Annotated in this window: 23 protein-coding genes; 18 read left to right on the forward strand and 5 right to left on the reverse strand. The window is 72.7% G+C overall.

Annotated features, from left to right (window positions below):
- Positions 1-70: 70 nt before the first annotated feature.
- Complete coding sequence (locus tag AB5J54_RS33010; RefSeq protein WP_369147578.1) at positions 71-937, reverse strand: hypothetical protein; 867 nt, start codon at positions 935-937, stop codon at positions 71-73.
- A gap of 127 nt (positions 938-1,064) precedes the next feature.
- On the opposite strand from AB5J54_RS33010, the gene AB5J54_RS33015 reads away from it, so the two are divergent.
- On the forward strand, positions 1,065-2,036 hold the full coding sequence (locus AB5J54_RS33015; RefSeq protein WP_369147579.1) for a GlxA family transcriptional regulator: 972 nt from the start codon (positions 1,065-1,067) through the stop codon (positions 2,034-2,036).
- A gap of 157 nt (positions 2,037-2,193) precedes the next feature.
- Entirely contained in the window at positions 2,194-2,832 is a 639-nt protein-coding gene (locus tag AB5J54_RS33020) for a DJ-1/PfpI family protein (RefSeq protein WP_369147580.1), read from the forward strand.
- A gap of 3 nt (positions 2,833-2,835) precedes the next feature.
- On the opposite strand, the gene AB5J54_RS33025 is transcribed toward AB5J54_RS33020, so the two are convergent.
- On the reverse strand, positions 2,836-3,579 hold the full coding sequence (locus AB5J54_RS33025) for an enoyl-CoA hydratase/isomerase family protein (protein WP_369147581.1): 744 nt from the start codon (positions 3,577-3,579) through the stop codon (positions 2,836-2,838).
- Positions 3,580-3,645: 66 nt separating this feature from the next.
- Here AB5J54_RS33025 and AB5J54_RS33030 point away from each other — a divergent pair, with 66 nt between their 5' ends.
- Together AB5J54_RS33030 and AB5J54_RS33035 are read left to right on the forward strand one after the other, a co-directional pair.
- A complete protein-coding gene (locus tag AB5J54_RS33030; RefSeq protein WP_369147582.1) occupies positions 3,646-4,311 on the forward strand; it encodes an HdeD family acid-resistance protein in 666 nt (221 codons plus the stop codon).
- Between the two features lie 130 nt (positions 4,312-4,441).
- Positions 4,442-4,894: an ATP-binding protein gene (locus AB5J54_RS33035; protein WP_366042330.1), complete on the forward strand. Its 453-nt coding sequence runs from the start codon at positions 4,442-4,444 to the stop codon at positions 4,892-4,894.
- A gap of 72 nt (positions 4,895-4,966) precedes the next feature.
- On the opposite strand, the gene idi is transcribed toward AB5J54_RS33035, so the two are convergent.
- The 3 genes from idi to AB5J54_RS33050 all read right to left on the reverse strand — a co-directional run bounded on the left by idi (position 4,967) and on the right by AB5J54_RS33050 (position 8,145).
- Positions 4,967-5,587 carry an isopentenyl-diphosphate Delta-isomerase gene (gene idi / locus AB5J54_RS33040; protein ID WP_369147583.1) on the reverse strand — a complete coding sequence of 207 codons (621 nt, stop codon included), beginning with the start codon at positions 5,585-5,587 and terminating at the stop codon, positions 4,967-4,969.
- Between the two features lie 152 nt (positions 5,588-5,739).
- Positions 5,740-6,999, reverse strand: a complete 1,260-nt coding sequence (locus AB5J54_RS33045) for a GNAT family N-acetyltransferase (RefSeq protein WP_369147584.1) — start codon at positions 6,997-6,999, stop codon at positions 5,740-5,742.
- A gap of 204 nt (positions 7,000-7,203) precedes the next feature.
- Positions 7,204-8,145, reverse strand: a complete 942-nt coding sequence (locus tag AB5J54_RS33050; RefSeq protein WP_369147585.1) for a cation diffusion facilitator family transporter — start codon at positions 8,143-8,145, stop codon at positions 7,204-7,206.
- A gap of 387 nt (positions 8,146-8,532) precedes the next feature.
- Here AB5J54_RS33050 and AB5J54_RS33055 point away from each other — a divergent pair, with 387 nt between their 5' ends.
- The 14 genes from AB5J54_RS33055 to AB5J54_RS33120 all read left to right on the forward strand — a co-directional run bounded on the left by AB5J54_RS33055 (position 8,533) and on the right by AB5J54_RS33120 (position 23,942).
- Positions 8,533-10,335, forward strand: coding sequence for a DUF5941 domain-containing protein (locus AB5J54_RS33055; RefSeq protein ID WP_369149535.1), 1,803 nt, complete (start codon positions 8,533-8,535; stop codon positions 10,333-10,335).
- Positions 10,332-11,069, forward strand: coding sequence for a sugar phosphate nucleotidyltransferase (locus tag AB5J54_RS33060; RefSeq protein ID WP_369147586.1), 738 nt, complete (start codon positions 10,332-10,334; stop codon positions 11,067-11,069). The genes AB5J54_RS33055 and AB5J54_RS33060 overlap by 4 nt, the downstream gene beginning before the upstream one ends.
- Positions 11,057-12,118 (forward strand): iron-containing alcohol dehydrogenase family protein, encoded by a 1,062-nt coding sequence (locus tag AB5J54_RS33065; RefSeq protein ID WP_369147587.1) that lies wholly within the window; start codon positions 11,057-11,059, stop codon positions 12,116-12,118. Before AB5J54_RS33060 ends, AB5J54_RS33065 begins: the two co-directional genes overlap by 13 nt.
- A gap of 10 nt (positions 12,119-12,128) precedes the next feature.
- Complete coding sequence (locus AB5J54_RS33070; RefSeq protein ID WP_351186364.1) at positions 12,129-12,908, forward strand: CDP-alcohol phosphatidyltransferase family protein; 780 nt, start codon at positions 12,129-12,131, stop codon at positions 12,906-12,908.
- 47 nt (positions 12,909-12,955) lie between these two features.
- Positions 12,956-13,801, forward strand: a complete 846-nt coding sequence (locus tag AB5J54_RS33075) for a glycosyltransferase family 2 protein (RefSeq protein ID WP_369149537.1) — start codon at positions 12,956-12,958, stop codon at positions 13,799-13,801.
- A 50-nt stretch (positions 13,802-13,851) separates the two neighbouring features.
- Positions 13,852-14,781 carry an ABC transporter permease gene (locus tag AB5J54_RS33080; RefSeq protein WP_369147588.1) on the forward strand — a complete coding sequence of 310 codons (930 nt, stop codon included), beginning with the start codon at positions 13,852-13,854 and terminating at the stop codon, positions 14,779-14,781.
- Entirely contained in the window at positions 14,774-15,559 is a 786-nt protein-coding gene (locus tag AB5J54_RS33085) for an ABC transporter ATP-binding protein (RefSeq protein WP_369147589.1), read from the forward strand. The genes AB5J54_RS33080 and AB5J54_RS33085 overlap by 8 nt, the downstream gene beginning before the upstream one ends.
- 119 nt (positions 15,560-15,678) lie before the next feature.
- Entirely contained in the window at positions 15,679-16,326 is a 648-nt protein-coding gene (locus AB5J54_RS33090) for a TetR/AcrR family transcriptional regulator (protein WP_369147590.1), read from the forward strand.
- A gap of 302 nt (positions 16,327-16,628) precedes the next feature.
- Positions 16,629-17,540 carry a squalene synthase HpnC gene (gene hpnC / locus AB5J54_RS33095; RefSeq protein WP_369147591.1) on the forward strand — a complete coding sequence of 304 codons (912 nt, stop codon included), beginning with the start codon at positions 16,629-16,631 and terminating at the stop codon, positions 17,538-17,540.
- Entirely contained in the window at positions 17,537-18,487 is a 951-nt protein-coding gene (gene hpnD, locus AB5J54_RS33100) for a presqualene diphosphate synthase HpnD (protein ID WP_369147592.1), read from the forward strand. The genes hpnC and hpnD overlap by 4 nt, the downstream gene beginning before the upstream one ends.
- 217 nt (positions 18,488-18,704) lie before the next feature.
- Positions 18,705-20,081 carry a hydroxysqualene dehydroxylase HpnE gene (hpnE, locus tag AB5J54_RS33105; RefSeq protein WP_369149539.1) on the forward strand — a complete coding sequence of 459 codons (1,377 nt, stop codon included), beginning with the start codon at positions 18,705-18,707 and terminating at the stop codon, positions 20,079-20,081.
- Positions 20,078-21,178: a polyprenyl synthetase family protein gene (locus tag AB5J54_RS33110; RefSeq protein WP_369147593.1), complete on the forward strand. Its 1,101-nt coding sequence runs from the start codon at positions 20,078-20,080 to the stop codon at positions 21,176-21,178. The genes hpnE and AB5J54_RS33110 overlap by 4 nt, the downstream gene beginning before the upstream one ends.
- A 107-nt stretch (positions 21,179-21,285) precedes the next feature.
- Positions 21,286-23,271: a squalene--hopene cyclase gene (gene shc, locus AB5J54_RS33115; RefSeq protein ID WP_369147594.1), complete on the forward strand. Its 1,986-nt coding sequence runs from the start codon at positions 21,286-21,288 to the stop codon at positions 23,269-23,271.
- Positions 23,271-23,942, forward strand: a complete 672-nt coding sequence (locus tag AB5J54_RS33120) for a 1-hydroxy-2-methyl-2-butenyl 4-diphosphate reductase (protein WP_369147595.1) — start codon at positions 23,271-23,273, stop codon at positions 23,940-23,942. Before shc ends, AB5J54_RS33120 begins: the two co-directional genes overlap by 1 nt.
- Positions 23,943-23,949 lie beyond the last annotated feature (7 nt).

Below are 23,949 nucleotides of genomic sequence, written 5' to 3' on the forward strand. Positions count from 1 at the left end.
TGCATTCTGCCGGGTCGGTCACCCGGACGCGGTAACCGACCCGTCCCGCGCGCGTCCCCGGCCCGGGAACTCAGCCCTTGCCGACCAGGTCCGCGGGGAAGGCGCCCGCGCCGGCCGCCGCGAACAGGAAGCCGCGGCCCAGCTCGGTGAGCCGCTCGACGCCGGCCGCGCCCAGGTGCTCGTACGGGGCGGAGTCGAGCCGGTCGGTGTGGTCCTCCAGCTCGGCGCGCAGGGCCGTGCCCGACTCCGTCAGCTCGCCGTCGGCGTCGAGCAGCCCGCGCTCGCGCAGCCGCTCCACCGCCGCGTCCCAGTCGGCCCGCCGCCAGCCGCGCGTGCCGAGGACCCAGCGCGGGGCCATGCCCTTGCCGGTGGCGGTGTGCGAGGCGAGGGCCTCGACGGGGTCGAGCCCGGCGGAGAGCAGCGCCGTGAGGTGGCCGTCGCCCCGGTGCTCGCGGAGCAGGGTGGCGGCGTACCAGTACGCGAGGTGGGGCTGCTCGGGCACCGGCAGGTCGGCGTTGGCCGAGTAGAGCGGCCGGGCGTGCCGGGTGCAGGCCTCGGTGGCGCGCAGGGCGAGCTCCGCCGCCTCGGCCATCTCCGCGGAGGCGACGGCCTCGTCGCCCAGCAGCCGGCGCAGGGTCGCGTCGGCCGTCCGCAGCCGCGCGTCGAGGACCTCGGCGGGGGAGGCGGTCTCCCAGACGGCCGGGAGGTGCCCGGAGAGGAACGCGTGGCTGTAGTTGTAGAAGGTCGCGGCGATCGTGCCCGCGCCCACCGCGCCGAGCGCGGCGCTCCGCGCGGCGAGCCGCATCGCGCTCGGGTCGGTGAATCCGAGGGCGCCGAACTCGCGGTCCAGGTCGGGCGAGAAGTACAGCGTGGAGTGGATCGGGTTGAGGGCGTTGTGGCAGCGGCGGCCCGCGCGCGGGGGAAGAGCAGTCGTCATGGAACCGAACGTTACCGACTGGTCGGTACGACGGGAACAGTCGGGCCCGGCAGGCTGCCGTCGGCAGGGCAGAAAAGGTGGGTTACCCGTCGTTGCGGACGCCACCCGCCCTGCCGAGGATGGAGACATGCCCCAGCGCCCCGTCCTCGTCGTCCTCTTCGACGACGTCCAGAGCCTCGACGTCACCGGCCCCGTCGAGGTGTTCGCCGGTGCCGCCCGCGCCGCCGGGGACCCGTCCGCCTACCCGATCCGCACCGCCTCCCTGGACGGCGGGCCGGTCCGTACGCACAGCGGTCTGCGCCTGCTCCCCGACACCGACCTCGGCACCGCGCTCGCCGACGGACCCCCGCACACCCTCGTCGTCCCCGGCGGCGAAGGCACCCGCGCACCCGACCCGGCCCTGATCGACTGGCTGCGCGTCCACGCCCCGCGGGCCGAGCGCCTGGTCTCCGTCTGCACCGGGGCGCTGCTCCTCGCCGAGGCCGGGCTCCTCGACGGACACCGGGCCACCACCCACTGGATCGCCTGCGACCACCTCGCCCGCCGCTACCCCGGGGTCGACGTGGACCCCGACCCCATCTTCGTACGGGACGGGCGGCTCGCCACCTCCGCCGGCGTCACCGCCGGCATCGACCTGGCCCTCGCCCTCGTCGAGGAGGACCTCGGCCGTGACGTCGCCCTCACCGTCGCCCGCCACCTGGTCGTCTTCCTGCGCCGCCCCGGCAACCAGGCCCAGTTCAGCGCCCAGTTGTCCGCCCAGACCGCGCGCAGGGAGCCGCTGCGGGACCTCCAGGCCTGGATCACCGAGCATCCCGAGGCGGACCTCTCCGTCGAGTCGCTGGCCGCCCGCGCCCGGCTCTCGCCCCGCCACTTCGCCCGCGCCTTCCACGCGGAGACCGGCATCCCACCCGGCCGCTATGTCGACCGGGTCCGCCTCGAACACGCCCGCCGCCTCCTGGAGGAGACCTCGCGCGGCGTCGAGGAGGTCGCCCGCACCTCCGGCTACGGCACGCCCGAGGCCATGCGCCGCGCCTTCCTGAAAACCCTGGGGACGGGCCCGGCGGAGTACCGCCGCCGCTTCCACGCGGTCCTGCCCTGACCGTCCGCCCACGCCGTCGTCGGCCTCTGCCGTCGCCAGTCGACCTGGTGTCGATCAAGCGCCGTCCGGAGATCCCTTCGTGGATCGACCCTTCGCCCGGGGACCCCCTGGTCGATCGGGCCCGCCACCGACGTTCCCACCTACCGAGAGGAACCCCGTGCAGATCGCCGTCCTGCTCTACGACCGCTTCACCACCCTCGACGCCGTCGGCCCCTACGAGCTGCTCGCCCGTCTCCCCGGTGCCGAGACCGTCTTCGTGGCCAAGGAGGCCGGGCCGGTCCGCAACGACCAGGGGAGTCTCGCGCTCGTCGCCGACCGGTCCCTCGCCGAGGTCCCGCGGCCGGACATCGTCCTGGTGCCCGGCGGCCCCGACGCGAGGGTCGCCATGGACGACCCGGAGATCCTCGACTGGCTCCGTACCGCCGACGCCACCAGCACCTGGACCACCTCCGTCTGCACCGGCTCGCTCGTCCTCGCCTCGGCGGGCCTCCTGAAGGACCGCCGGGCGACCACCCACTGGCTCGCCTTCGACGAACTGCGGGCGCTCGGCGTCGAGCCCACCGGCGAGCGGGTCGTCTTCGACGGCAAGTACGTCACGGCCGCCGGCGTCTCCTCCGGCATCGACATGGCGCTGCACCTGCTCGGCCGGATCGCCGGCGACGAGACCGCCCAGACGATCCAGCTGCTCACCGAGTACGACCCGCAGCCGCCGTACGACGCCGGCTCCCCCGAGAAGGCCCCGGCCGCGATCGTCGCGCACTGGCGCGGCCAGAAGGTGCCGGTACGGGAGGGCTGAGCCTCAGAGCCCGTAGGTGAAGCGGGGCGCGCGGCGCTCCAGGAAGGCGGCGACACCCTCGGCGGTGTCGCCGCTGCCGCGTGCCTGCTCCGCCCAGTGCTCGTCCCGGTCGAGCCGCCCGTCGGCGAACTCCTTGGCCGCCGCCTGGGTGAGCAGCGAGCGGGAGGCGAGCAGCCGGGCGAACTCGGCCACCCGCTTGTCCAGCGCGCCCGCCGGGTGCAGCTCGTCCACGAAGCCCGTCCGCAGCGCCCGCTCCGCGTCCATCAACTCACCGGAGAACAGCAGGTACTTGGCGGTCGAGGGCCCGACCAGGGCGGTGAGCCTGCGGGTCGAGGAGGACGGGTAGACGATGCCGAGCTTCGAGGGCGTGATCCCGAAGCGGGCGCCCTCCTCGGCGAAGCGCAGGTCGCAGGCGGCGGCGAGCTGGCTGCCGCCCCCGACACAGAAGCCCCGCACCGCGGCGAGGCTCGGCTTGGGGAAGGCCGCGAGCGCGTCCTCGGCCCGTACCGCGAGGGTCTGCTGCTCGTCGCCCGGCTCCCGCAGCCCCGCGATGTCCGCCCCGGCGCAGAACGTGTCGCCCTCGCCGGTGAGCACCAGGACCCGGACGGCGGGGTCGGCGGCGAGCCGCTCCAGGACGCCGGGCAGGGCACGCCACATTCCGGCGCTCATGGCGTTGCGCTTGGCGGGGTTGGCGATGACGACGGTGGCGATCCCGTCCGTGACGCTTTCCTTCAGCTGCGGCTCCATGGGCCGGATGCTATCCACCGGACCCGAACGTACGATCAGGAAGGGGTCGCTCCGAGGAGGCACCACATGGCCGAGGACGCCCGCGGGACGGATGCCGACCCGAACCCGGTCCGGGAGATGAGGCGCGAGGGGAAGAAGCTCAGCCGCAGCTTCAGCCGGCTGGCCGTGCTCGGCTTCCTGCTCGTGCTCGGCGGAGTCGTGGGTCTCGTCTACACGGCCGCCGCCACGCTGACCTCGATGCTGCTCTTCGGCTGGCTGCTGCTCATCGGCGGTGTGGTGGGTCTCCTCCAGGCCATCCAGTCGCGCGGCACCAGCTACTTCTGGCTCGCGGCGGTGGTGGCGGCGCTGAACATCGCCGCCGGTGTCGTGGTCATCCGTCACCCGGAGGGCTCGGCGGAGGCGCTGACGCTGTTCGCCGCCCTGCTGTTCCTCACCGGCGGGCTGTTCCGTCTGGTCGGCAGTGTGGTGGTGCGCGGGCCGCAGTTCGGCTGGACGCTGCTCCAGGGGGCCTTCGGTCTGCTGCTCGGTCTGCTGGTCCTGTTCGACTGGCCGCACAGCAGTCTGTACGTCCTCGGCGTCTTCTTCTCGCTGGCCCTGCTCTTCGACGGTCTGGGCCTGATCGCGATCGGGGTGGGCGGGCGGCGGATCGTCAGTATGGTGACCCCGTCGGCAGCGGCCAAGGGCCCATTTCCAGAGTCCTCAGAAACCGGACAGGAACAGTCGAACAACTGACGTTGGCATACTCAGCCGATCAGAAGGCGGCCGATAAGTGTCGACTTCTGGTCAGTAGGCCGGTCCGCCCGCGCGCATTGCCAAGACTCGATCCGTGGCGAGAATCGAGCACGAGGGTGGGAACGGGACCGTGGAGACCCACGGAGGCGTCCCCGCCCGGCAACCGTCCTACGAAGGAGTCTGGCGCTTCACCGCTGCAGCGGTCGACGTCTCCGTCCCGCAGGCCCGGCACGCCGTACGCGACCTGCTGGTCCGCCAGGGCGTCCCCGTCCATGAGGAGATCATGGACGGCCTGCTGCTGATCGTCTCCGAGCTGGTGACCAACGCCGTGCGGCACGCGGCGCTGCTCTCCCCCGAGATAGCGGTGGAGGTCGCGATCGGCCCCGAGTGGGTCAGGGTGTCCGTCGAGGACAACCACCCCTACCGCCCCAAGGCACTGGAGGCGGACTGGGGGCAGACCGGCGGCCGTGGGCTCCTCCTCGTCCGCGAGATCGCCCAGGAGGCCGGCGGCGCCTGCGACGTCGAGCACACCGCGAGCGGCGGGAAGATCATCTGGGCGGCGCTGCCCCTCGGGCCCGTGTGACGGTTCCCGGGAGGCGCACGGCGGGAAGGCCCCGGCCCCGATGGCACCGGGGCCGGGAGGCGCCTTCGGTGGTCACCAGCCGCCGGTCGGACCCGTCAGCTCCCTGATCGCCGGACGCGCCGCGTCCAGGACCGTCATGAACCAGGCCGAGAAGGGCACGGCGGCGTGCCGCGCGACCAGCTCGTCGGCGGTCACGAAGGCGGTGGACTCGATCTCCTCCGGGTCCGGCCGCGGATCGGCCTGCACCAGGCCGACGAAGAGGTGGTTGAACTCCTGCTCCACCAGGCCCGAGGCCGGGTCCGGGTGGTTGTAGCGGACGGTGCCGGCCTCCGCGAGCAGCGTCGGCGAGACGCCCAGCTCCTCGAAGGTGCGCCGGGCCGCCGCGGCGAACGGCGCCTCGCCCGGGTACGGGTGGCCGCAGCAGGTGTTCGACCAGACGCCGGGGGAGTGGTACTTGCCGAGCGCCCGCCGCTGGAGCAGCAGCCGGCCCGACTCGTCGAAGAGGAAGACGGAGAAGGCGCGGTGCAGCTGACCCGGCGCCTGGTGCGCGGCGAGCTTCTCCGCGGTGCCGATGGTCCTTCCCTCCTCGTCGACCAGTTCGAGCATGATCGGCGCCGGGACTCCGGACGGCTGGACGCCGTTCGACGCGGTCTCCGGCGAGATCTGAGCCGCGGTGGCTGGTGTGATCGGCATACCCATCCTTCGCTTCGGTCCTCGGCCCGGTGGGGCCACCACAGTCTGCCGTACAAAACCGGCTTGTCCGTACTTCAGCGGCCGGACGTGGCCGCTCCCACCGCACCGGAGTACAGCCGGTGCGGTGGGAGCGGGAGCGGCTCAATCGGGCACTACACCCCGAAAGGTGCCGGATAGGCGAGCGTGCCCGACGGAAGGGGTACGGAACCGTCCAGGACGAGCGCCATCATCGCCTCGTCCGGAACCTCGAAACCTGGCCGGATTCCATACTCGGACGCCCGTACGAACCCGAACCGTGGGTAGTACTCCGGATGGCCCAGGACGAGCACGAGCGGCTCGCCGCGCAGCCGGGCCGCGTCGAGCACCGCCCGGACGACGGCCTGCCCGGCCCCCGTCCGCTGGTGGGCGGGAGCCACCGAGACCGGGGCGAGCGCGGCCGCGGGGGCGCCGTCCACCAGACAGCGGGTGATCAGCGCGTGCGCCGCGACCGTGCCGTCCGGGGCCTCGGCCACGTACGACAGGCCCGGCAGCCAGGCCTCGTCGAGACGGAGCGCCTCGACGAGATCGGCCTCCGTCGCCGACGGCTCGGCTTCCGACCCGAAGGCCGTGGCCACGACCCGCCGGATCTCCGCCGCGTCCGCGGCGGTCTCCGGGCGGGTGCGCCAGCGTGGATCGGCGGGCCGCAGGACGAATCCGGCGTACCCGTAGTCGGCGCCGTGCTCGCGTCGCAGCGCGATCTCGGCGCGGGCTCCGGCCACCGCCTCGGCCATGCCGGGCACGGTGGTGTCCGCCGCGTCGGCGTGCGCCGCGAGGGGGACGTAGTACTCGTCCCAGTCGCTCTGGGGCTGCGGGACGGTCCCCAGGACGTGGTAGCCGGCCTCGACCGCCGCCGCCGCGTTCCCGGCGATCGTACGGAGCCGGTAGTGGTCCTCCCAGAACGCGCGGGCCGCCGGGCCCGGCTGCGCGGTGGTCCAGACGCACTCGGTGAGCACCAGGACGCCGCCGGGCGCGAGGAGCCTGCGCCATTCGGCCAGGGCCCGGTCGAAGCCGAGGACGAAGACCGAGCTCTCCGCCCAGACCAGGTCGAAGGAGCCGTCGGGGAACGGCAGCGCTCCCATGTCGGCGTTCAGGGTGTGGATCGCACCGTCGAGCCCGCGGGCGGCGGCGGTCTCCCGCAGCTCCGCGAGGAACGGTTCATGGGTGTCGACGGCGGTCACCTCGGCGCCCGCCTCGGCGGCCAGGAGCAGCGCGGAGCGGCCGGGGCCGCAGCCCAGGTCGAGCACGCGGGGGCGCTCCGGAAGCCTCCCCGCGAGCGCGAGGAGCCGACGGGTGGTGGTGTCGGAGCCGGGACCCTGCCGCGGCAGACCGTGGTGCAGGGCGAAGAAGGAGTCGTGCAGAGCGTTGTCGGACAACGTGGGAAACCCTTTGTGAAGAGGGTCCCGGCCGACGACGTGACGGACCGGTGGGAGAACCGGGATCAGGTCAGCCGGAGACCCGGAGGCTGAGGGACGACCGGGCGCTGCCGCACTGGGCAGCCTCCATCGCGACGGTCATCAACCTCAGCTCCTCTCCACACGTGTTCGTACGAACAGACTAACAGGCGGCCCTCCGGAGCGTCAGAGGCAGAGCCTCGCCTCGTGTTCCGCGTGCCCGGCCGGCTCCAGCTGGAAGGTGCAGTGCTCCACGTCGAAGTGCGAGCCCAGGCAGCCCTGGAGGGCGTGCAGCATCTTCTCGTGCCCGACCGAGTCCAGCGCGTCCTGGTCGACGACCACGTGCGCCGAGAGCACCGGCATCCCCGAGGTGATCGTCCAGGCGTGCAGGTCGTGCACGTCCTCGACGCCCGGCAGGGCCAGGATGTGCGCCCGCACCTCCGCCATGTCGACGCCCTTGGGGGCCGCCTCCAGGAGCACGTCGAGGGTCTCGCGCAGAAGCTTGAGGGTCCGCGGCACGATCATCAGACCGATCACGATCGAGGCGATCGGGTCGGCGTACTGCCAGCCCGTCGCCAGGATGATCCCGGCCGCGACGATCACGGTGACCGAACCCAGCGCGTCCGCGAGCACCTCCAGATAGGCCCCGCGCACGTTGAGGCTCTCCTTCTGGCCCCGCATGAGCAGCGACAGCGAGATGACGTTGGCCACCAGGCCGATCACCGCGAACGCGATCGCGAGCCCGCCCTTGGTCTCGGCCGGCTCGATGAACCGCTGGATCGCCTCGTACAGCACGTAACCGCCGACGACGAGCAGCAGCAGACAGTTGGCGAGCGCCGCCAGGATCTCGGCCCGGGCGTACCCGAAGGTGCGGTTCCCCGAGGGCGGCCGGTTCGCGAAGTGGATCGCGAGGAGCGCCATCGCGAGGCCGACGGCGTCGGTCGCCATGTGGGCCGCGTCGGCGATCAGCGCGAGCGAGTCGGCGGCCAGACCGCCGATGATCTCGATCACCATCACGGAGAGCGTGATGCCGAGCGCGATCCGCAGTCGGTTCCGGTACCCGGCGGCCGCCGTACCCGTCGGCGGCGGGCCGCCGTGGCTGTGCCCGTGGTCGTGTCCAGCCCCCATGACAAGGCCTCCCGGTCGTGTCTCTTGTGTGCCCCGATTCGCAAGTGAACTACGGGTGGGGGGTATGTGCAACACGGTACTGAACACCGTTGTCATATGCTCTGACCTGCGACAACACCCAAACGGAGAGTCGGGGCCGCCGGCCTGCCGGAGCGGGTTTGTGGGGCGGGCCGCCGATCGCCCATGATGATCTCCGCAGTACGCGGCGCACCCGGACGGACACGGTCGGTCCCGGGGGAGTCCGGGCGGCGAAGCCTCGGTGAACTCGATTCCGTTCATCCGATAGCCTCAGCCGACGTGTCGCCGCCCGGTGCCGGGCCACACCGCCGCGCCCGGAGCCGCCATGGCCCCGCCGGCCCCTCCGTCAGCTTCAAGGAGTGAGTTCGTCTGTCGACCGCCATCCTCACCGGCCCGCCGGTACCCGGATCCTCGCTCGACGGCGATCTGCGGTCGCTCGGCTTCGACGTCCGGATCGCCTCCGGCGCCGAGGAGACCGGTGCCCTGCTCGCCGCCGTCCCGGCGGGTGAGCGCGTCGCGCTCGTCGACCCCCGGTTCGTCGGTCATCTGCACGCGCTGCGCCTCACCCTGACCGACCCCCGTTTCCCCGCGGCCGCCGCCCCCGGCGCGCTCACCGCGCAGCGCGAGGCCCGCCCCGCGCTCGCCCGCGCCCTGGCCACCGTCTCCGCGACCTCCGGGGCCGCAGGCACCGGCACGCTCACCGACGGCCTCACCGACGCGCTCGCCGAGGCACTCGACGCCGAGAGCGTCGCCGTGCACCGGCCCCAGCTCGGCACCCTCGTCGCCACCGTGCCCACCGACGCCGAGGCCCGCCACGAGGCCCGCGCCGCCGTCGAGGCCGTCGACGACGAGGCCGTACGCCTGCGCTCCGCAGTCAAGGCGCACGACGGCTTCTTCACCACCTTCTTCATCAGCCCGTACTCGCGCTACATCGCCCGCTGGTGCGCGCGCCGCGGCCTCACCCCCAACCAGGTCACCACCGCCTCGCTGCTCACCGCGCTGATCGCGGCCGGCTGCGCGGCCACCGGCGAACGGGGCGGCTACATCGCCGCCGGCGTCCTGCTCCTGGTCTCCTTCGTCCTCGACTGCACGGACGGGCAGCTCGCCCGCTACGCGCTCAAGTACTCGACGATGGGCGCCTGGCTCGACGCCACCTTCGACCGGGCCAAGGAGTACGCCTTCTACGCGGGCCTCGCCCTCGGCGCCGCCCGCGACGGTGACGACGTATGGGCGCTCGCGCTCGGCGCGATGGTCCTCATGACCTGCCGGCACGTCGTGGACTTCTCCTTCAACGAGGCCAACCACGACGCCACGGCCAACACCAGCCCGACCGCCGCCCTCTCCAGCAAGCTGGACAGCGTCGGCTGGACGGTCTGGGCCCGCCGCATGATCATCCTGCCGATCGGCGAGCGCTGGGCGATGATCGCCGTCCTCACCGCCGCCACCAGCCCCCGGATCGTCTTCTGGGCCCTGATCATCGGCTGCGCCTTCGGCGCCTGCTACACCACGGCCGGCCGCGTCCTGCGCTCCCTGACCCGCAAGGCCAAGCGCACGGACCGCGCGGCCCAGGCCCTGGCGGACCTCGCGGACTCGGGGCCGCTGGCCGAGCTGGTGGGCCGGGTGTGGAAGCACCACCCGATGCGCCTCCCGTTCGCCGTGGCAGGAGCCGCCCTCCTGCTCGCCACCGCATGGGTGGAGCCGTTCGGCTCCTGGATCACGGTCTCCGCGGCGATCGTCTACGTCCTGACGAGCGGCAGCGCGGTCGCCAAGCCCCTGAAGGGCGCCCTCGACTGGCTCGTACCGCCCGTCTTCCGCGCCGCCGAGTACGGCACCGTGCTCATCCTCGCGGCCAAGGCGGACGCCGCCCACGCCCTCCCCGCCGCATTCGGGCTGGTCGCGGCCGTCGCCTACCATCACTACGACACGGTGTACCGCATTCGCGGCGGCACCGGCGCGCCGCCCGCCTGGCTGGTGCGCGTCACCGGCGGACACGAGGGGCGCACGCTCCTGGTGACCGTCCTCGCCGCCCTGCTGGCGGACCGCGGCGACGACTTCACCCTGGCACTGACCGCGATGGCGGTCGCCGTCGCGCTGGTGGTGCTCGTGGAGTCCATCCGCTTCTGGGTCTCCTCCGGAGCACCCGCCGTTCACGACGAAGGAGAAACAGCATGATCGGCCTCGTACTGGCAGCCGGTGCCGGACGGCGTCTGCGCCCCTACACCGACACCCTTCCGAAGGCCCTCGTGCCTGTCGACGGCGACACCACCATCCTCGACCTCACGCTGAAGAACTTCGCCGAGATCGGCCTCACCGAGGTCGCGATCGTCGTCGGCTACCGCAAGGAGGCCGTCTACGACCGCAAGGACGCCCTGGAGGCCACGTACGGCCTCAAGCTGACCCTCATCGACAACGACAAGGCCGAGGAGTGGAACAACGCCTACTCCCTGTGGTGCGCCCGTGAGGTCCTCAAGCGCGGTGTGATCCTCGCCAACGGCGACACCGTCCACCCGGTCTCCGTCGAGAAGACCCTGCTCGCCGCCCGCGGCGACGGCAAGAAGATCATCCTCGCCCTCGACACGGTGAAGAACCTCGCCGACGAGGAGATGAAGGTCATCGTCGCCGAGGGCAAGGGCGTCGAGCGCATCACCAAGCTGATGGACCCGGCCACCGCCACCGGCGAGTACATCGGTGTCACCCTCATCGAGGCCGAGGCCGCCGAGGAGCTCGCGGACGCGCTCAAGGCGACCTTCGAGCGCGACCCCGACCTCTACTACGAGGACGGCTACCAGGAGCTCGTCAACCGCGGCTTCACCGTCGACATCGAGCCCATCGGTGACGTCAAGTGGGTCGAGATCGACAACCACGACGACCTCGCGAAGGGCCGTGAGATCGCGTGCCAGTACTGACCCGGCTGATCCCTTCGCCGGTCGTCGTCGACATCCGCCGGGGAGCGCTGGACGACCTGTCCGCGCTCCTCGCGGACCAGCGGATCTCCAGCAACGGCAAGATCGCCGTCGCCATCAGCGGCGGCTCGGGCCTCAAGCTGCGTGACCACTTCGCCCCCGAGCTGCCCGGCGCCGACTGGTACCCGGTCGCGGGCGGCACGATCGACGAGGCCGTCAAGCTCGCCGACGCCATGCGCGGCAAGCGGTACGACGCCGTGGTCGCCCTCGGCGGCGGCAAGATCATCGACGTGACCAAGTACGCGGCGGCCCGGGTCGGGCTGCCGCTGGTGGCCATCGCCACCAACCTGTCGCACGACGGGATCTGCTCGCCGATCTCCACCCTGGACAACGACAACGGGCGCGGCTCCTACGGGGTGCCCACCCCGATCGCGCTGGTCATCGACCTCGACGTGATCCGGGACGCCCCGGTGCGGTACGTCCGCTCCGGCATCGGCGACGCGATCTCCAACCTGTCCGCCATCGCGGACTGGGAGCTCTCGCACCGCGAGACCGGCGAGAAGGTCGACGGCCTCGCGGCCGCCATGGCCCGCAGCGCCGGAGAGGCCGTGCTCCGCCACCCCGGCGGCGTCGGCGACGACGACTTCCTCGTCACGCTCTCCGAGGGTCTGGTGATGTCCGGCATCGCCATGTCGATCAGCGGTGACAGCCGTCCTTCCTCGGGCGCCTGCCACGAGATCAGCCACGCCTTCGACCTGCTCTTCCCGGCCCGCGCCGCCAGCCACGGCGAGCAGTGCGGTCTCGGCGCGGCCTTCGCCATGCACCTGCGCGGCGACCGCGACGCGTCCGCGCTGATGGTCGAGACCCTGCGCCGGCACGGGCTGCCCGTCCTGCCGGAGGAGATGGGCTTCACCGTGGACGAGTTCGTCCGGGCGGTGTCCTTCGCCCCGCAGACCCGGCCGGGCCGCTTCACCATCCTCGAACACCTCGACCTGTCCGACGACGAGATCAGGGACGCGTACGCCGACTATGCCAAATCCATCGGTAGCTGAGGTCCGTCCTGTGCGGAAGCCCTCGGTGGCGGAACTCCGCCCGGTCGTCCACCCGCCGGGTGTGAAGGACCGGCGGAGCGGTGAGCACTGGGGCGGCCGGCTGTACATGCGGGAGATCTCCCTCAGGATCACCCGGCAGCTCGTCGGCACCAAGGTGACGCCGAACCAGCTCACGTACGTCATGACGCTCGCGGGCGTCCTCGCCGCACCCGCCCTGCTCGTGCCCGGGATCCCGGGGGCGCTGCTCGGCGCGCTCATGGTCCAGCTCTACCTGCTGCTCGACTGCGTCGACGGCGAGGTGGCCCGCTGGAAGAAGCAGTACTCGCTGGCCGGGGTCTATCTGGACCGGGTCGGCGCCTATCTGTGCGACGCGGCCGTCCTCGTCGGCTTCGGCCTGCGCGCCGCCGACCTGTGGGGCTCGGGACGGATCGACTGGCTGTGGGCCTTCCTGGGCACGCTCGCCGCCCTCGGCGCCATCCTGATCAAGGCCGAGACCGACCTCGTCGGCGTCGCCCGCCACCAGGGCGGTCTGCCGCCGGTCAAGGAGGCCGCTTCCGAGCCGCGCTCCTCCGGCATGGCGCTCGCCCGCCGGGCCGCCGCCGCGCTCAAGTTCCACCGGCTCGTCCTCGGCATCGAGGCCTCGCTGCTCATCGTGGTCCTGGCGATCGCGGACCAGGCCAGGGGAGACCTCTTCTTCTCCCGGCTCGGTGTCGCCGTCCTCGCCGGCATCGCCCTGCTCCAGACCGTGCTGCACCTGGTGTCGATCATGGTCTCCAGCAGGCTGAAGTGAGGCCGGCCGTGAGTACGCCGCTCAGGGTGGGTGCCGTCGTCATCACGATGGGCACCCGCCCCGACGACCTGCGCGCGCTCATCGACTCGATCGCGAAGCAGGAGGGCGACCCGGTCGAGGTCGTCGTCGTCGGTCAGGGCACCCCGGTCACCGGGGTGCCCGACTGGGTCCGGACCGTCGACCTGCCCGAGAACCTCGGCATCCCCGGCGGCCGGAACGTCGGCATCGAGGCCTTCGGACCCGGCGGCACCGACGTCGACGTCCTGCTCTTCCTCGACGACGACGGGCTGCTCGCCCACACCGACACCGCCGAGCTGGTCCGGCAGGCCTTCACCGCCGACCCGCGCCTCGGCATCATCAGCTTCCGGATCGCCGATCCGGAGACCGGGGTCACCCAGCGCCGGCACGTGCCCCGGCTCCGCTCGGCCGACCCGATGCGCTCCTCGCGGGTGACCACCTTCCTCGGCGGCGCCAACGCCGTCCGCACCAAGGTCTTCGCCGAAGTCGGAGGTCTGCCGGACGAGTTCTTCTACGCGCACGAGGAGACCGACCTCGCCTGGCGCGCGCTCGACGCCGACTGGATGATCGACTACCGTTCCGACATGGTGCTGCTGCACCCCACCACAGCCCCGTCACGGCACGCCTCGTACCACTTCAACGTGGCCCGCAACCGAGTGTGGCTGGCACGTCGCAATCTGCCCGCACCCCTGGTGCCGGTCTATCTCGGCGTCTGGCTCCTGCTCACCCTGGCCCGGCGGCCCTCGCCCTCCGCGCTGAAGGCGTGGCTCGGCGGATTCCGCGCGGGCTGGACGACCCCCTGCGGACCTCGCCGCCCCATGAGGTGGCGTACGGTGTGGCGGCTGACCCGGCTGGGTCGCCCCCCGGTCGTCTGACATCGTGGTACCCGACGTGCCGCGCATCTTGAACACGAAAGTTTCGACTTGTGAGTGACACACACCAGGGCGGGGCGGTCGCGACGAGCGCGCCTCCGTCCGTCGACGAGGGCCTCCCCTCGGCCGCGCTGGCCGCGAAGTACGGCCTCTCGGTCAGCGGCGCGCGGCCCGGTCTCGGCGAGTACGTCCGCGAGCTGTGGAGCCGCCGCCACTTCATCCTGGCCTTCTCCTCCGCGAAGCTCACCGCCCAGTACAGCCAGGCGAAGCTCGGCCAGGTGTGGCAGGTGGCGACCCCGCTCCTGAACGCCCTGGTCTACTACCTGATCTTCGGGCTCATCCTGCAGGCCGGCCGGGGCATGTCCAAGGGGGTCTACATCCCCTTCCTGGTCACCGGCATCTTCGTGTTCACCTTCACCCAGAGCTCGGTCATGGCGGGCGTCCGGGCGATCTCCGGGAACCTCGGGCTCGTCCGGGCCCTGCACTTCCCGCGCGCCACCCTCCCGATCTCCTTCTCGCTCCAGCAGCTCCAGCAGCTGCTGTACTCGATGATCGTGCTCGTGGCGGTCGCCGTCTTCTTCGGCAGCTACCCCTCGCTGCGCTGGCTGCTCGTGATCCCGGCGCTCTCCCTGCAGTTCGTGTTCAACACGGGCCTCGCCATGATCGTGGCCAGGATGGGCGCGAAGACGCCCGACCTCGCCCAGCTGATGCCCTTCATCATGCGCACCTGGATGTACGCGTCGGGCGTGATGTTCTCGATCCAGACGATGCTCGCCGACAAGCCGGCCTGGATCGCCGACATCCTCATGTACAACCCGGCGGCCGTGTACATGGACCTGATGCGTTACGCCCTCATCGAGGGCTACGGCGCGCAGAACCTGCCGGACCACGTCTGGATCACCGCGCTCGCCTGGGCCCTGCTCTTCGGCATCGGCGGTTTCGTCTACTTCTGGAAGGCCGAGGAGAGGTACGGCCGTGGCTGACACGAACCAGGGCAAGGTCCCCACCGTCATCTGCGACGACGTCCACATCGTCTACCGGGTCAACGCCGGTGGCGGCGGCAAGGGCAGCGCCACGGCGGCGCTCAGCCGGATCGTCGGCCGAGGCAAGGCCGAGGTCTCCCGGGGCGTCCGCAAGGTCCACGCGGTCCGCGGCGTCACCTTCACCGCCTACCGCGGCGAGGCCATCGGCCTCATCGGCTCCAACGGCTCCGGCAAGTCCACCCTGCTGCGCGCCATCGCCGGTCTGCTCCCCACCGAGAGCGGCAGCGTCTTCACCGACGGGCAGCCCTCGCTCCTGGGCGTCAACGCGGCGCTCATGAACGACCTCACCGGCGAGCGCAACGTGATCCTGGGCGGCCTCGCCATGGGCATGAGCCGCGAGGAGGTGAAGGACCGCTACGAGGGCATCGTCGACTTCTCCGGCATCAACGAGAAGGGCGACTTCATCAGCCTTCCCATGCGGACGTACTCCTCCGGCATGGGCGCCCGGCTCCGCTTCGCCATCGCGGCGGCCAAGAACCACGACGTCCTCCTCATCGACGAGGCCCTCGCCACCGGTGACCGCAAGTTCCAGATCCGCTCCGAGGAGCGCATCCGCGAGCTCCGCAAGGAGGCCGGCACGGTCTTCCTGGTGAGCCACAGCAACAAGTCCATCCGGGACACCTGTGACCGGGTGCTCTGGCTGGAGAAGGGGCAGCTCCTGATGGACGGCCCCACGGAGGAAGTCCTCAAGGCGTACGAGCGCGAGACCGCGCGCTGAGCCCCGTCGCCCGAGAGCCCCTACCGGATTCCTTCATCCGGTAGGGGTTCTTCCGTTTTCCGCGCGTCGCGACCCCCACCCTGAATGTTCATGCGGTTAACTTCGGGCAGGATGAGCCCATGGCAGCGAGCTCGGCGGGAAAGACCTACCACCACGGCGATCTGCGCAACGCGCTGATCTGCGCGGCCGTCGACCTCGCCTGCGAAGGCGGCCCCGAGCGGGTCGTCCTGCGCGAGGCGGCCCGCCGGGTCGGCGTCTCGCCCACCGCCGCCTACCGTCACTTCGACGGGCGCGGCGAACTCCTCCGTACCGTCCGGGCCCATGCCCGCCGGGAGCTCGCCGCGTCCATGGAGCGGGCCGCCGCCCGCGAACCCGGCGCGGACGACCCCGTCCTCGCCGCCGAGCGCCGGGTCACCGCCCTCTGCCGGGGGTACGTCGGCTTCGCCGTGGAGCAGCCCGGCCTCTACCGGGCCGCGTTCTGCGTCCCCCGCCCCGGCGCGGCGGGGGAGCCCGGGCCGGACCGGCCGCCGGCCGAGCCCGAGATCCGCGCGTTCACCCTGCTCAGGGAGGCGCTCGAAGCGCTCACGGCGCTCGGCACCGCGCGGCCCGGCGCCCGCCCCGCCACCGGCGCCGCCGCGTGGTCGGCCGTGCACGGACTGTCACTCCTCCTGGTGGACGGGCCCCTTCGCCGTCTCTCCGCCCAGGGCAGGAGCGTCGTCGTCGAGGCGACCCTCGCCATGGTGGTCTCCGGGACGACCGCCGACTGAACCCGAACTCCCTTGCGGGGAAGGTCCGTTGAGGGATCGTACGGGCGAGGGGTGCGATGTCCGCCACCCCGGAATGGCGAAGGTCGTCGTACAACGTAAGCTGGACCGGTCTGTTTCGCGGCAAGTAGGGCGATACCCCGCGGCCATCGGGCCCCCGGGTGGCGGCCCTACGGGCAGGGGTCGGCGGCGTGTCCGAAATAGGATGGATTGGATCGGCAGTGTAGAACGGGAGACGTGACGGCCATGACGCAGATTCTCCAGCTCCACGAGGGTGTCGCCGTCCCTCCGTCGGGAACCGCCCAGTGACGGAGACCCGGCAGGCGCGCACCGACGCCTCCTCGCGCGCCACACTCGGCAAGGCCGCGGACGAGAACTTCCCCGTGGCCCCCTTCTTCCTGCCCCGCGCCTGGCGCGACGACCTCATGGCCGTCTACGGCTTCGCCCGGCTCGTCGACGACATCGGCGACGGCGACCTCGCGCCCGGCGGCGCCGACGCCCGCCACCTCGGCGTCGACCCCGCGGACGCGGCGGACCGGCTCGTCCTCCTCGACGCCTTCGAGGCCGACCTCCACCGGGTCTTCGACTCCACCCCGCACCACCCCCTGCTGCGCGCGCTCCAGCCGACCGTGCGCCGGCGCGGGCTCACCCCCGGGCCCTTCCTCGGCCTGATCGCCGCCAACCGGCAGGACCAGCTGGTCCGCCGCTACGAGACGTACGACGACCTCCTCGCGTACTGCGAGCTCTCCGCCAACACCGTCGGCCGGCTCGTCCTCGCGATCACCGGCACCGACACCCCCGAGCGGATCCGCCGCTCCGACGAGATCTGCACCGCCCTGCAGATCGTCGAGCACCTCCAGGACGTCGCCGAGGACCTCGCCCGCGACCGGATCTACCTGCCGGCCGAGGACCTCAAGCGCTTCCACGTCACCGAGCGCGACCTCGCCGCGCCCACCGCCGGCGCCTCCGTGCGGGCCCTGATCGCCTTCGAGGCCGAGCGGGCCCGCGCACTCCTGCACGCGGGCACCCCGCTCGTCGGCAGCGTCCACGGACGGCTCCGCCTCCTCCTCGCCGGGTTCACCGCCGGCGGACTCGCCGCGCTCGACGCCGTCACCGACGCCGGATACGACGTGCTGGCCGGCCCACCGAAGTCCACCAAGCCGAGCCTGATGCGCCAGGCGGGAGCCGTACTGCTCCGGGCGCGGAGAGAGGGGTGAGCGCGACCGTGGAGGCACAGCACCAGCCGTCCGCACCGGTCCAGGCCGCCTACAGCTACTGCGAGGCGGTCACCGGACAGCAGGCCCGCAACTTCGCCTACGGGATCCGGCTGCTCCCGGCCGAGAAGCGACAGGCGATGTCCGCGCTGTACGCCTTCTCGCGGCGCGTCGACGACATCGGCGACGGCACGCTCCCGCCCGAGGAGAAGCGGGAGCGGCTCGAAGCCACCCGGGACATCCTCGAGCGCATCCGCAAGGGCCTCGTCGAGGAGGACGACACCGACCCCGTCGCCGTCGCCCTCGCCGACTCCGCCCGCCGCTTCCCGATCCCGCTCGGCGGCCTCGACGAGCTCATCGACGGCGTCCTCATGGACGTGCGCGGCGCGACCTACGAGACCTGGGACGACCTCAAGGTCTACTGCCGCTGCGTCGCCGGCGCGATCGGCCGGCTCTCCCTCGGCGTCTTCGGCACCCAGCCCGGCGCCCAGGGCGCCGACCGGGCACCCGAGTACGCCGACACCCTGGGCCTCGCTCTCCAACTCACCAACATCCTCAGGGACGTACGCGAGGACGCCGGGAACGGGCGCACCTATCTGCCCGCCGACGACCTCGCCAAGTTCGGCTGCTCCGACGGCTTCGGCAGCGAGACGATGCCCCCCGGGGGCGACTTCGCCGGGCTCGTCCACTTCGAAGTGCGGCGCGCCCGCGCCCTGTTCGCCGAGGGCTACCGGCTCCTGCCCATGCTCGACCGGCGCAGCGGCGCGTGCGTCGCCGCCATGGCCGGCATCTACCGGCGCCTCCTCGACCGGATCGAGCGCGACCCCGAGGCCGTCCTGCGCGGCCGCGTCTCCCTGCCGGGCCGCGAGAAGGCGTACGTCGCGGTGCGCGGCCTCTCCGGCCTCGACACCCGCCACATCGCCCGCCGCACCGTCAGGAGGCGCGCCTGATGCGCCCGCGCGCCGCCGCCCGCCGGGCAACCCCGGGCGCCGTTCCGGCGTCCCTGCCCGAGGTGCCCCCGAATCCGACCACGACGACCCGAACGGAGGCCGCGTGAACCCCGAAGGAACCGAGCACGACACCCCGCCGGCCGCACCCGGCACCGGGCACGTCCCCGGCACCGGCCGGCAGCCCACCGCCGTCGTCGTCGGCGGCGGACTCGCCGGGATCACCGCCGCGCTCCAGCTCGCCGAGAGCGGCGTCCGCGTCACCCTGCTCGAAGGCCGGCCCCGGCTCGGCGGCCTCGCCTTCTCCTTCCGGCGCGGCGACCTGACCGTCGACAACGGCCAGCACGTCTACCTGCGCTGCTGCACCGCCTACCGCTGGTTCCTCGACCGGGTCGACGGCGCCCGGCTCGCACCCCTCCAGGACCGCCTCGACGTCCCCGTCCTCGACGTCGCGCACCCGCGCGGCCCCCGGCTCGGCCGGCTCCGCCGCGACAATCTCCCCGTACCGCTGCACCTCGCGCGCAGCCTCGCCACGTACCCGCACCTCTCCCTCGCCGAGCGCGCCTCCGTCGGCCGGGCCGCGCTCGCCCTGAAGAAGCTCGACCCCGCCGACCCGGCGCTCGACGGCATCGACTTCGCCACCTGGCTCGGCCGCCACGGACAGTCCCCGCGGGCCGTCGAGGCACTCTGGGACCTCGTCGGCATCCCCACCCTCAACGCCCCCGCCCCGCAGGCCTCCATGGGGCTCGCCGCGATGGTGTTCAAGACCGGACTCCTCTCCGAGCCCGGCGCCGCCGACATCGGCTGGGCCCACGTCCCGCTCGGCGAACTCCACGACACCCGCGCCGCGAAGGAGCTCGACGCCCTCGGCGTCCGCACCGCGCTGCGCACCAAGGCCGAGCGGATCTCCCGTACCGACGACGGGCGTTGGGCCGTCGACGTACCGGGGGAACGGATCGAGGCCGACGCCGTCGTCCTCGCCGTCCCGCAGCACGAGACCCACGGCCTGCTGCCCGAGGGCGCCCTCGACGACCCCGACCGGCTCCTCGACATCGACACCGCCCCCATCCTCAACCTGCACGTCGTCTACGACCGCAAGGTGCTGAGGCAGCCCTTCTTCACCACGCTCGGCTCCCCGGTGCAGTGGGTCTTCGACCGCACCGACTCCTCGGGACTACTGAGGGGCGGGGCCGAAGGGCCCTCGGACAAGGGTGGCGGTGGGCGACGGGTGGGCGGCCAGTACCTCGCGGTCTCCCAGTCCGCCGCCCAGGACGAGATCGACGAACCCGTCGCCGCCCTGCGCGAGAAGTACCTGCCCGAACTGGAGCGGCTCCTTCCCGCCGCGCGCGGCGCCGGGATCCGCGACTTCTTCGTCACCAGGGAGCGGACGGCCACGTTCGCCCCCACCCCGGGCGTCGGCCGGCTCCGGCCCGGCGCCCGGACCAGGGCCCCGGGGCTGTATCTGGCCGGGGCCTGGACCGCCACCGGCTGGCCCGCGACCATGGAGGGTGCCGTCCGCAGTGGTTTCAGCGCCGCGGGCGCCGCGCTCTCCGCCCTCGGCCGCCGCCATGACCACCCGCTGCAGGAGGCGGTATGAGTGTGAGTACCGGAACAAGAGGAGAGACCGTGCCGACAGTGCCGCCGGACAATCCGGCCGTCGACACCGCGGACGTGTCCGCACTGCTGGAGCGGGGGCGGACCCTGTCCACCCCCGTACTGCGGGCGGCCGTCGACCGCCTCGCGCCGCCCATGGACACCGTGGCCGCCTACCACTTCGGCTGGATCGACGCCCACGGCAACCCGACGGACGCCGACAGCGGCAAGGCCGTCCGTCCGGCGCTCGCCCTGCTGTCGGCCGAGGCCGCGGGTGTCGGGCCCGAGGTCGGGATCCCCGGCGCCGTCGCCGTGGAGCTCGTGCACAACTTCTCGCTGCTCCACGACGACCTGATGGACGGCGACGAGCAGCGCCGCCACCGCGACACGGTGTGGAAGGTGCACGGCCCCGCGCAGGCGATCCTCGTTGGCGACGCCCTCTTCGCCCTCGCCAACGAGATCCTGCTCGAACTCGGCACCGTCGAGGCCGGCCGCGCCACCCGCCGGCTGACCACGGCCAGCCGCAAGCTCATCGACGGGCAGGCCCAGGACATCTCCTACGAGCACCGCGAGCGGGTCACCGTCGAGGAGTGCCTGGAGATGGAGGGCAACAAGACCGGCGCCCTGCTCGCCTGCGCCGTCTCCATCGGCGCCGTCCTCGGCGGCGCCGACGACCGCACCGCCGACAAGCTGGAGGAGTACGGCTACCACCTCGGCCTCGCCTTCCAGGCCGTCGACGACCTGCTCGGCATCTGGGGCGACCCGGAGGCCACCGGCAAGCAGACCTGGAGCGACCTGCGCCAGCGCAAGAAGTCCCTCCCGGTCGTCGCCGCCCTCGCCGCGGGCGGACCGGCCTCCGAGCGGCTCGGCGAGCTGCTCGCCGCGGACGCCAAGTCCATCGACTTCGACACCTTCTCCGAGGAGGAGTTCGCCACCCGCGCGGCCCTCATCGAGGAGGCCGGAGGACGCGAGTGGACCTCCCAGGAGGCCCGCCGCCAGCACGCGATCGCGATCGCGGCGCTGAACGAGGTGGACATGCCGGCACGGGTGCGGGACCAGCTCGTCGCACTGGCCGACTTCGTGGTCGTACGGAAGAGATGATCACCATCACCCTGATATGAGTTCGCGGTCGCCGGCCGGTGCCACCCGGCGCCGGCCGACGGCAGACCCGCAGGAGCAGAAGCAACCGACTGCACAAAGGGGAAGCCATGACAGCGACGACCGACGGAAGCGCCGGGGCCGTGGGCCCCCGGGCGGCCTCGGCCAGCAAGACGAACGACACCGACGCCTTCGCGTCCGGCCTCGACGGCACCGCCGCACGGGCCGCCGAACGGGCCGTCGAGCACCTGCTCGCCCGGCAGGACCCGGCCGGCTGGTGGAAGGGCGACCTGGAGACCAACGTCACCATGGACGCCGAGGACCTCCTCCTCCGCCAGTTCCTGGGCATCCTCGACGCCGACACCACCCGCGCCGCCGCCCTCCACATCCGCCGCGAGCAGCGTGAGGACGGCGCCTGGGCCACCTTCTACGGCGGACCGGGCGAGCTCTCCGCCACCGTCGAGGCGTATGTGGCCCTGCGGCTCGCCGGAGACCCGCCCGAGGCCCCGCACATGGCCCGCGCCTCCGCCTGGGTCCGCGCCGCCGGCGGGATCGCCGCCACCCGGGTCTTCACCCGCATCTGGCTGGCCCTCTTCGGCTGGTGGCGCTGGGAGGACCTGCCCGAGCTGCCACCGGAGCTGCTCTTCCTGCCGAAGTGGTTCCCGCTCAACATCTACGACTTCGGCTGCTGGGCCCGGCAGACGATCGTGCCGCTCACCGTCGTCTCCGCGAAGCGCCCGGTCCGGCCCGCGCCCTTCCCCCTCGACGAACTGCACACCGACCCGGCGCGGCCGAACCCGCCCCGGCCGCTCGCCCCCGCCACCGGCTGGGACGGGATCTTCCAGCGGCTCGACAAGGCGCTGCACGTCTACCACCGCTTCGCCCCGCGCGGGGTGCGCACGACGGCGATGAACGTCGCCGCCCGGTGGATCGTCGAGCGGCAGGAGAACGACGGCTGCTGGGGCGGTATCCAGCCCCCCGCCGTCTACTCGGTCATCGCCCTCCACCTCCTCGGCTACGACCTCCGGCACCCGGTCATGCGGGCCGGCCTGGAATCCCTCGACCGCTTCGCCGTGTGGCGCGAGGACGGCTCGCGGATGATCGAGGCCTGCCAGTCGCCCGTCTGGGACACCTGCCTCGCCACCATCGCCCTCGCCGACGCCGGGCTCCGGCCCGACCACCCGGCGCTCGTGAAGGCCGTGGACTGGATGCTCGACGAGGAGATCACCCGCACCGGGGACTGGGCGGTGCGCCGGCCCGGACTCCCGCCGGGCGGCTGGGCGTTCGAGTTCCACAACGACAACTACCCCGACATCGACGACACCGCCGAGGTCCTGCTCGCCCTGCGCCGGGTGGACCACCCCGACCCGGCCCGGGTGGAGGCGGCCATCGCGCGCGGCACCCGCTGGACCCTCGGCATGCAGTCGAAGAACGGCGCCTGGGGAGCCTTCGACGCCGACAACACCAGCGTCTTTCCCAACAAGCTGCCGTTCTGCGACTTCGGCGAGGTGATCGACCCGCCCTCCGCCGACGTCACCGCCCACGTGGTGGAGATGCTCGCCTACGAGGGGATGGCCCAGGACCCGCGCGCCCGCCGGGGCATCGAGTGGCTGCTCGCCGAACAGGAGCCGCACGGCGCCTGGTTCGGCCGCTGGGGCGTCAACCACGTGTACGGCACGGGCTCGGTGGTCCCCGCGCTCGCCGCCGCCGGACTGCCCGCCTCCCACCCCGCGATCCGCCGGGCCGTCGACTGGCTCGGCTCCGTGCAGAACGAGGACGGCGGCTGGGGCGAGGACCTCCACTCGTACTCCGAGAAGCAGTGGATCGGGCACGGCACCTCCACCGCCTCCCAGACCGCCTGGGCCCTGATCGCCCTCCTCGCCGCGGGGGAGCGTGAATCCGAGCCCGTCCGGCGGGGCGTCGCCTGGCTGGCCGCGGCCCAGCGGGAGGACGGCTCCTGGGACGAGCCGCAGTTCACCGGCACCGGCTTCCCCTGGGACTTCTCCATCAACTACCACCTCTACCGGCAGGTGTTCCCGCTCACGGCGCTCGGGCGCTATGTGTACGGGGAGCCCTCGCCGCGCAAGGAGGACTGATGGGCCGCGAGCCCGGCCCGGGCGCCGGTCCGCCGCTGCTGATCGCCTGCGCGCTCGGCATCGAGCAGTTCGCCCTGCGCAGCGGGGACCGGGGCGGCGCGCCGGGACCCGTCACCGTGCTGCGCACCGGCATGGGACCCGAACGGGCCGGGCGGGCCGTGTCCCGCCTGCTCGGCGAGGAGCCCTGGCGGGACGCCGCGGTGATCGCCTCCGGCTTCTGCGCGGGCCTCGCCCCCGGCATGCACCCGGGCGACCTGATCGTCGCCGACGAGACCCGCGCCCCCGACGGTACGACCCTCTGCGCCGGGACCGAGCTCCTGGTGAAGGCCCTGGTCAAGGCGGTGCCCGGGCGCGCCGTCCACACCGGGCCGCTGATCGGCTCCGACCACGTGGTCCGTGGCCCCGAGCGGGCCGCGCTGCGGGCCGGCGGCGCGATCGCCGTCGACATGGAGTCCGCCGCCACGCTCCGTACCGCCCGGGCCGCCGGAGCGTTCGGGGAGGGCCCGGACGCGCGTCCGGTTGCGGCCGTCCGGGTGGTCGTGGACGCTCCGGAACATGAACTGGTCCGGATCGGCACGGTACGCGGGGGAATATCAGCCTTCCGTGTTCTTCGTGCCGTCCTTCCCGCGTTCTTCGAATGGCACCGTTCTTTGCTGCTCCCCAGGAGGTGAACGAGTT

The organism is Streptomyces sp. R44, assembly GCF_041053105.1.
GTDB lineage: Bacteria > Actinomycetota > Actinomycetes > Streptomycetales > Streptomycetaceae > Streptomyces.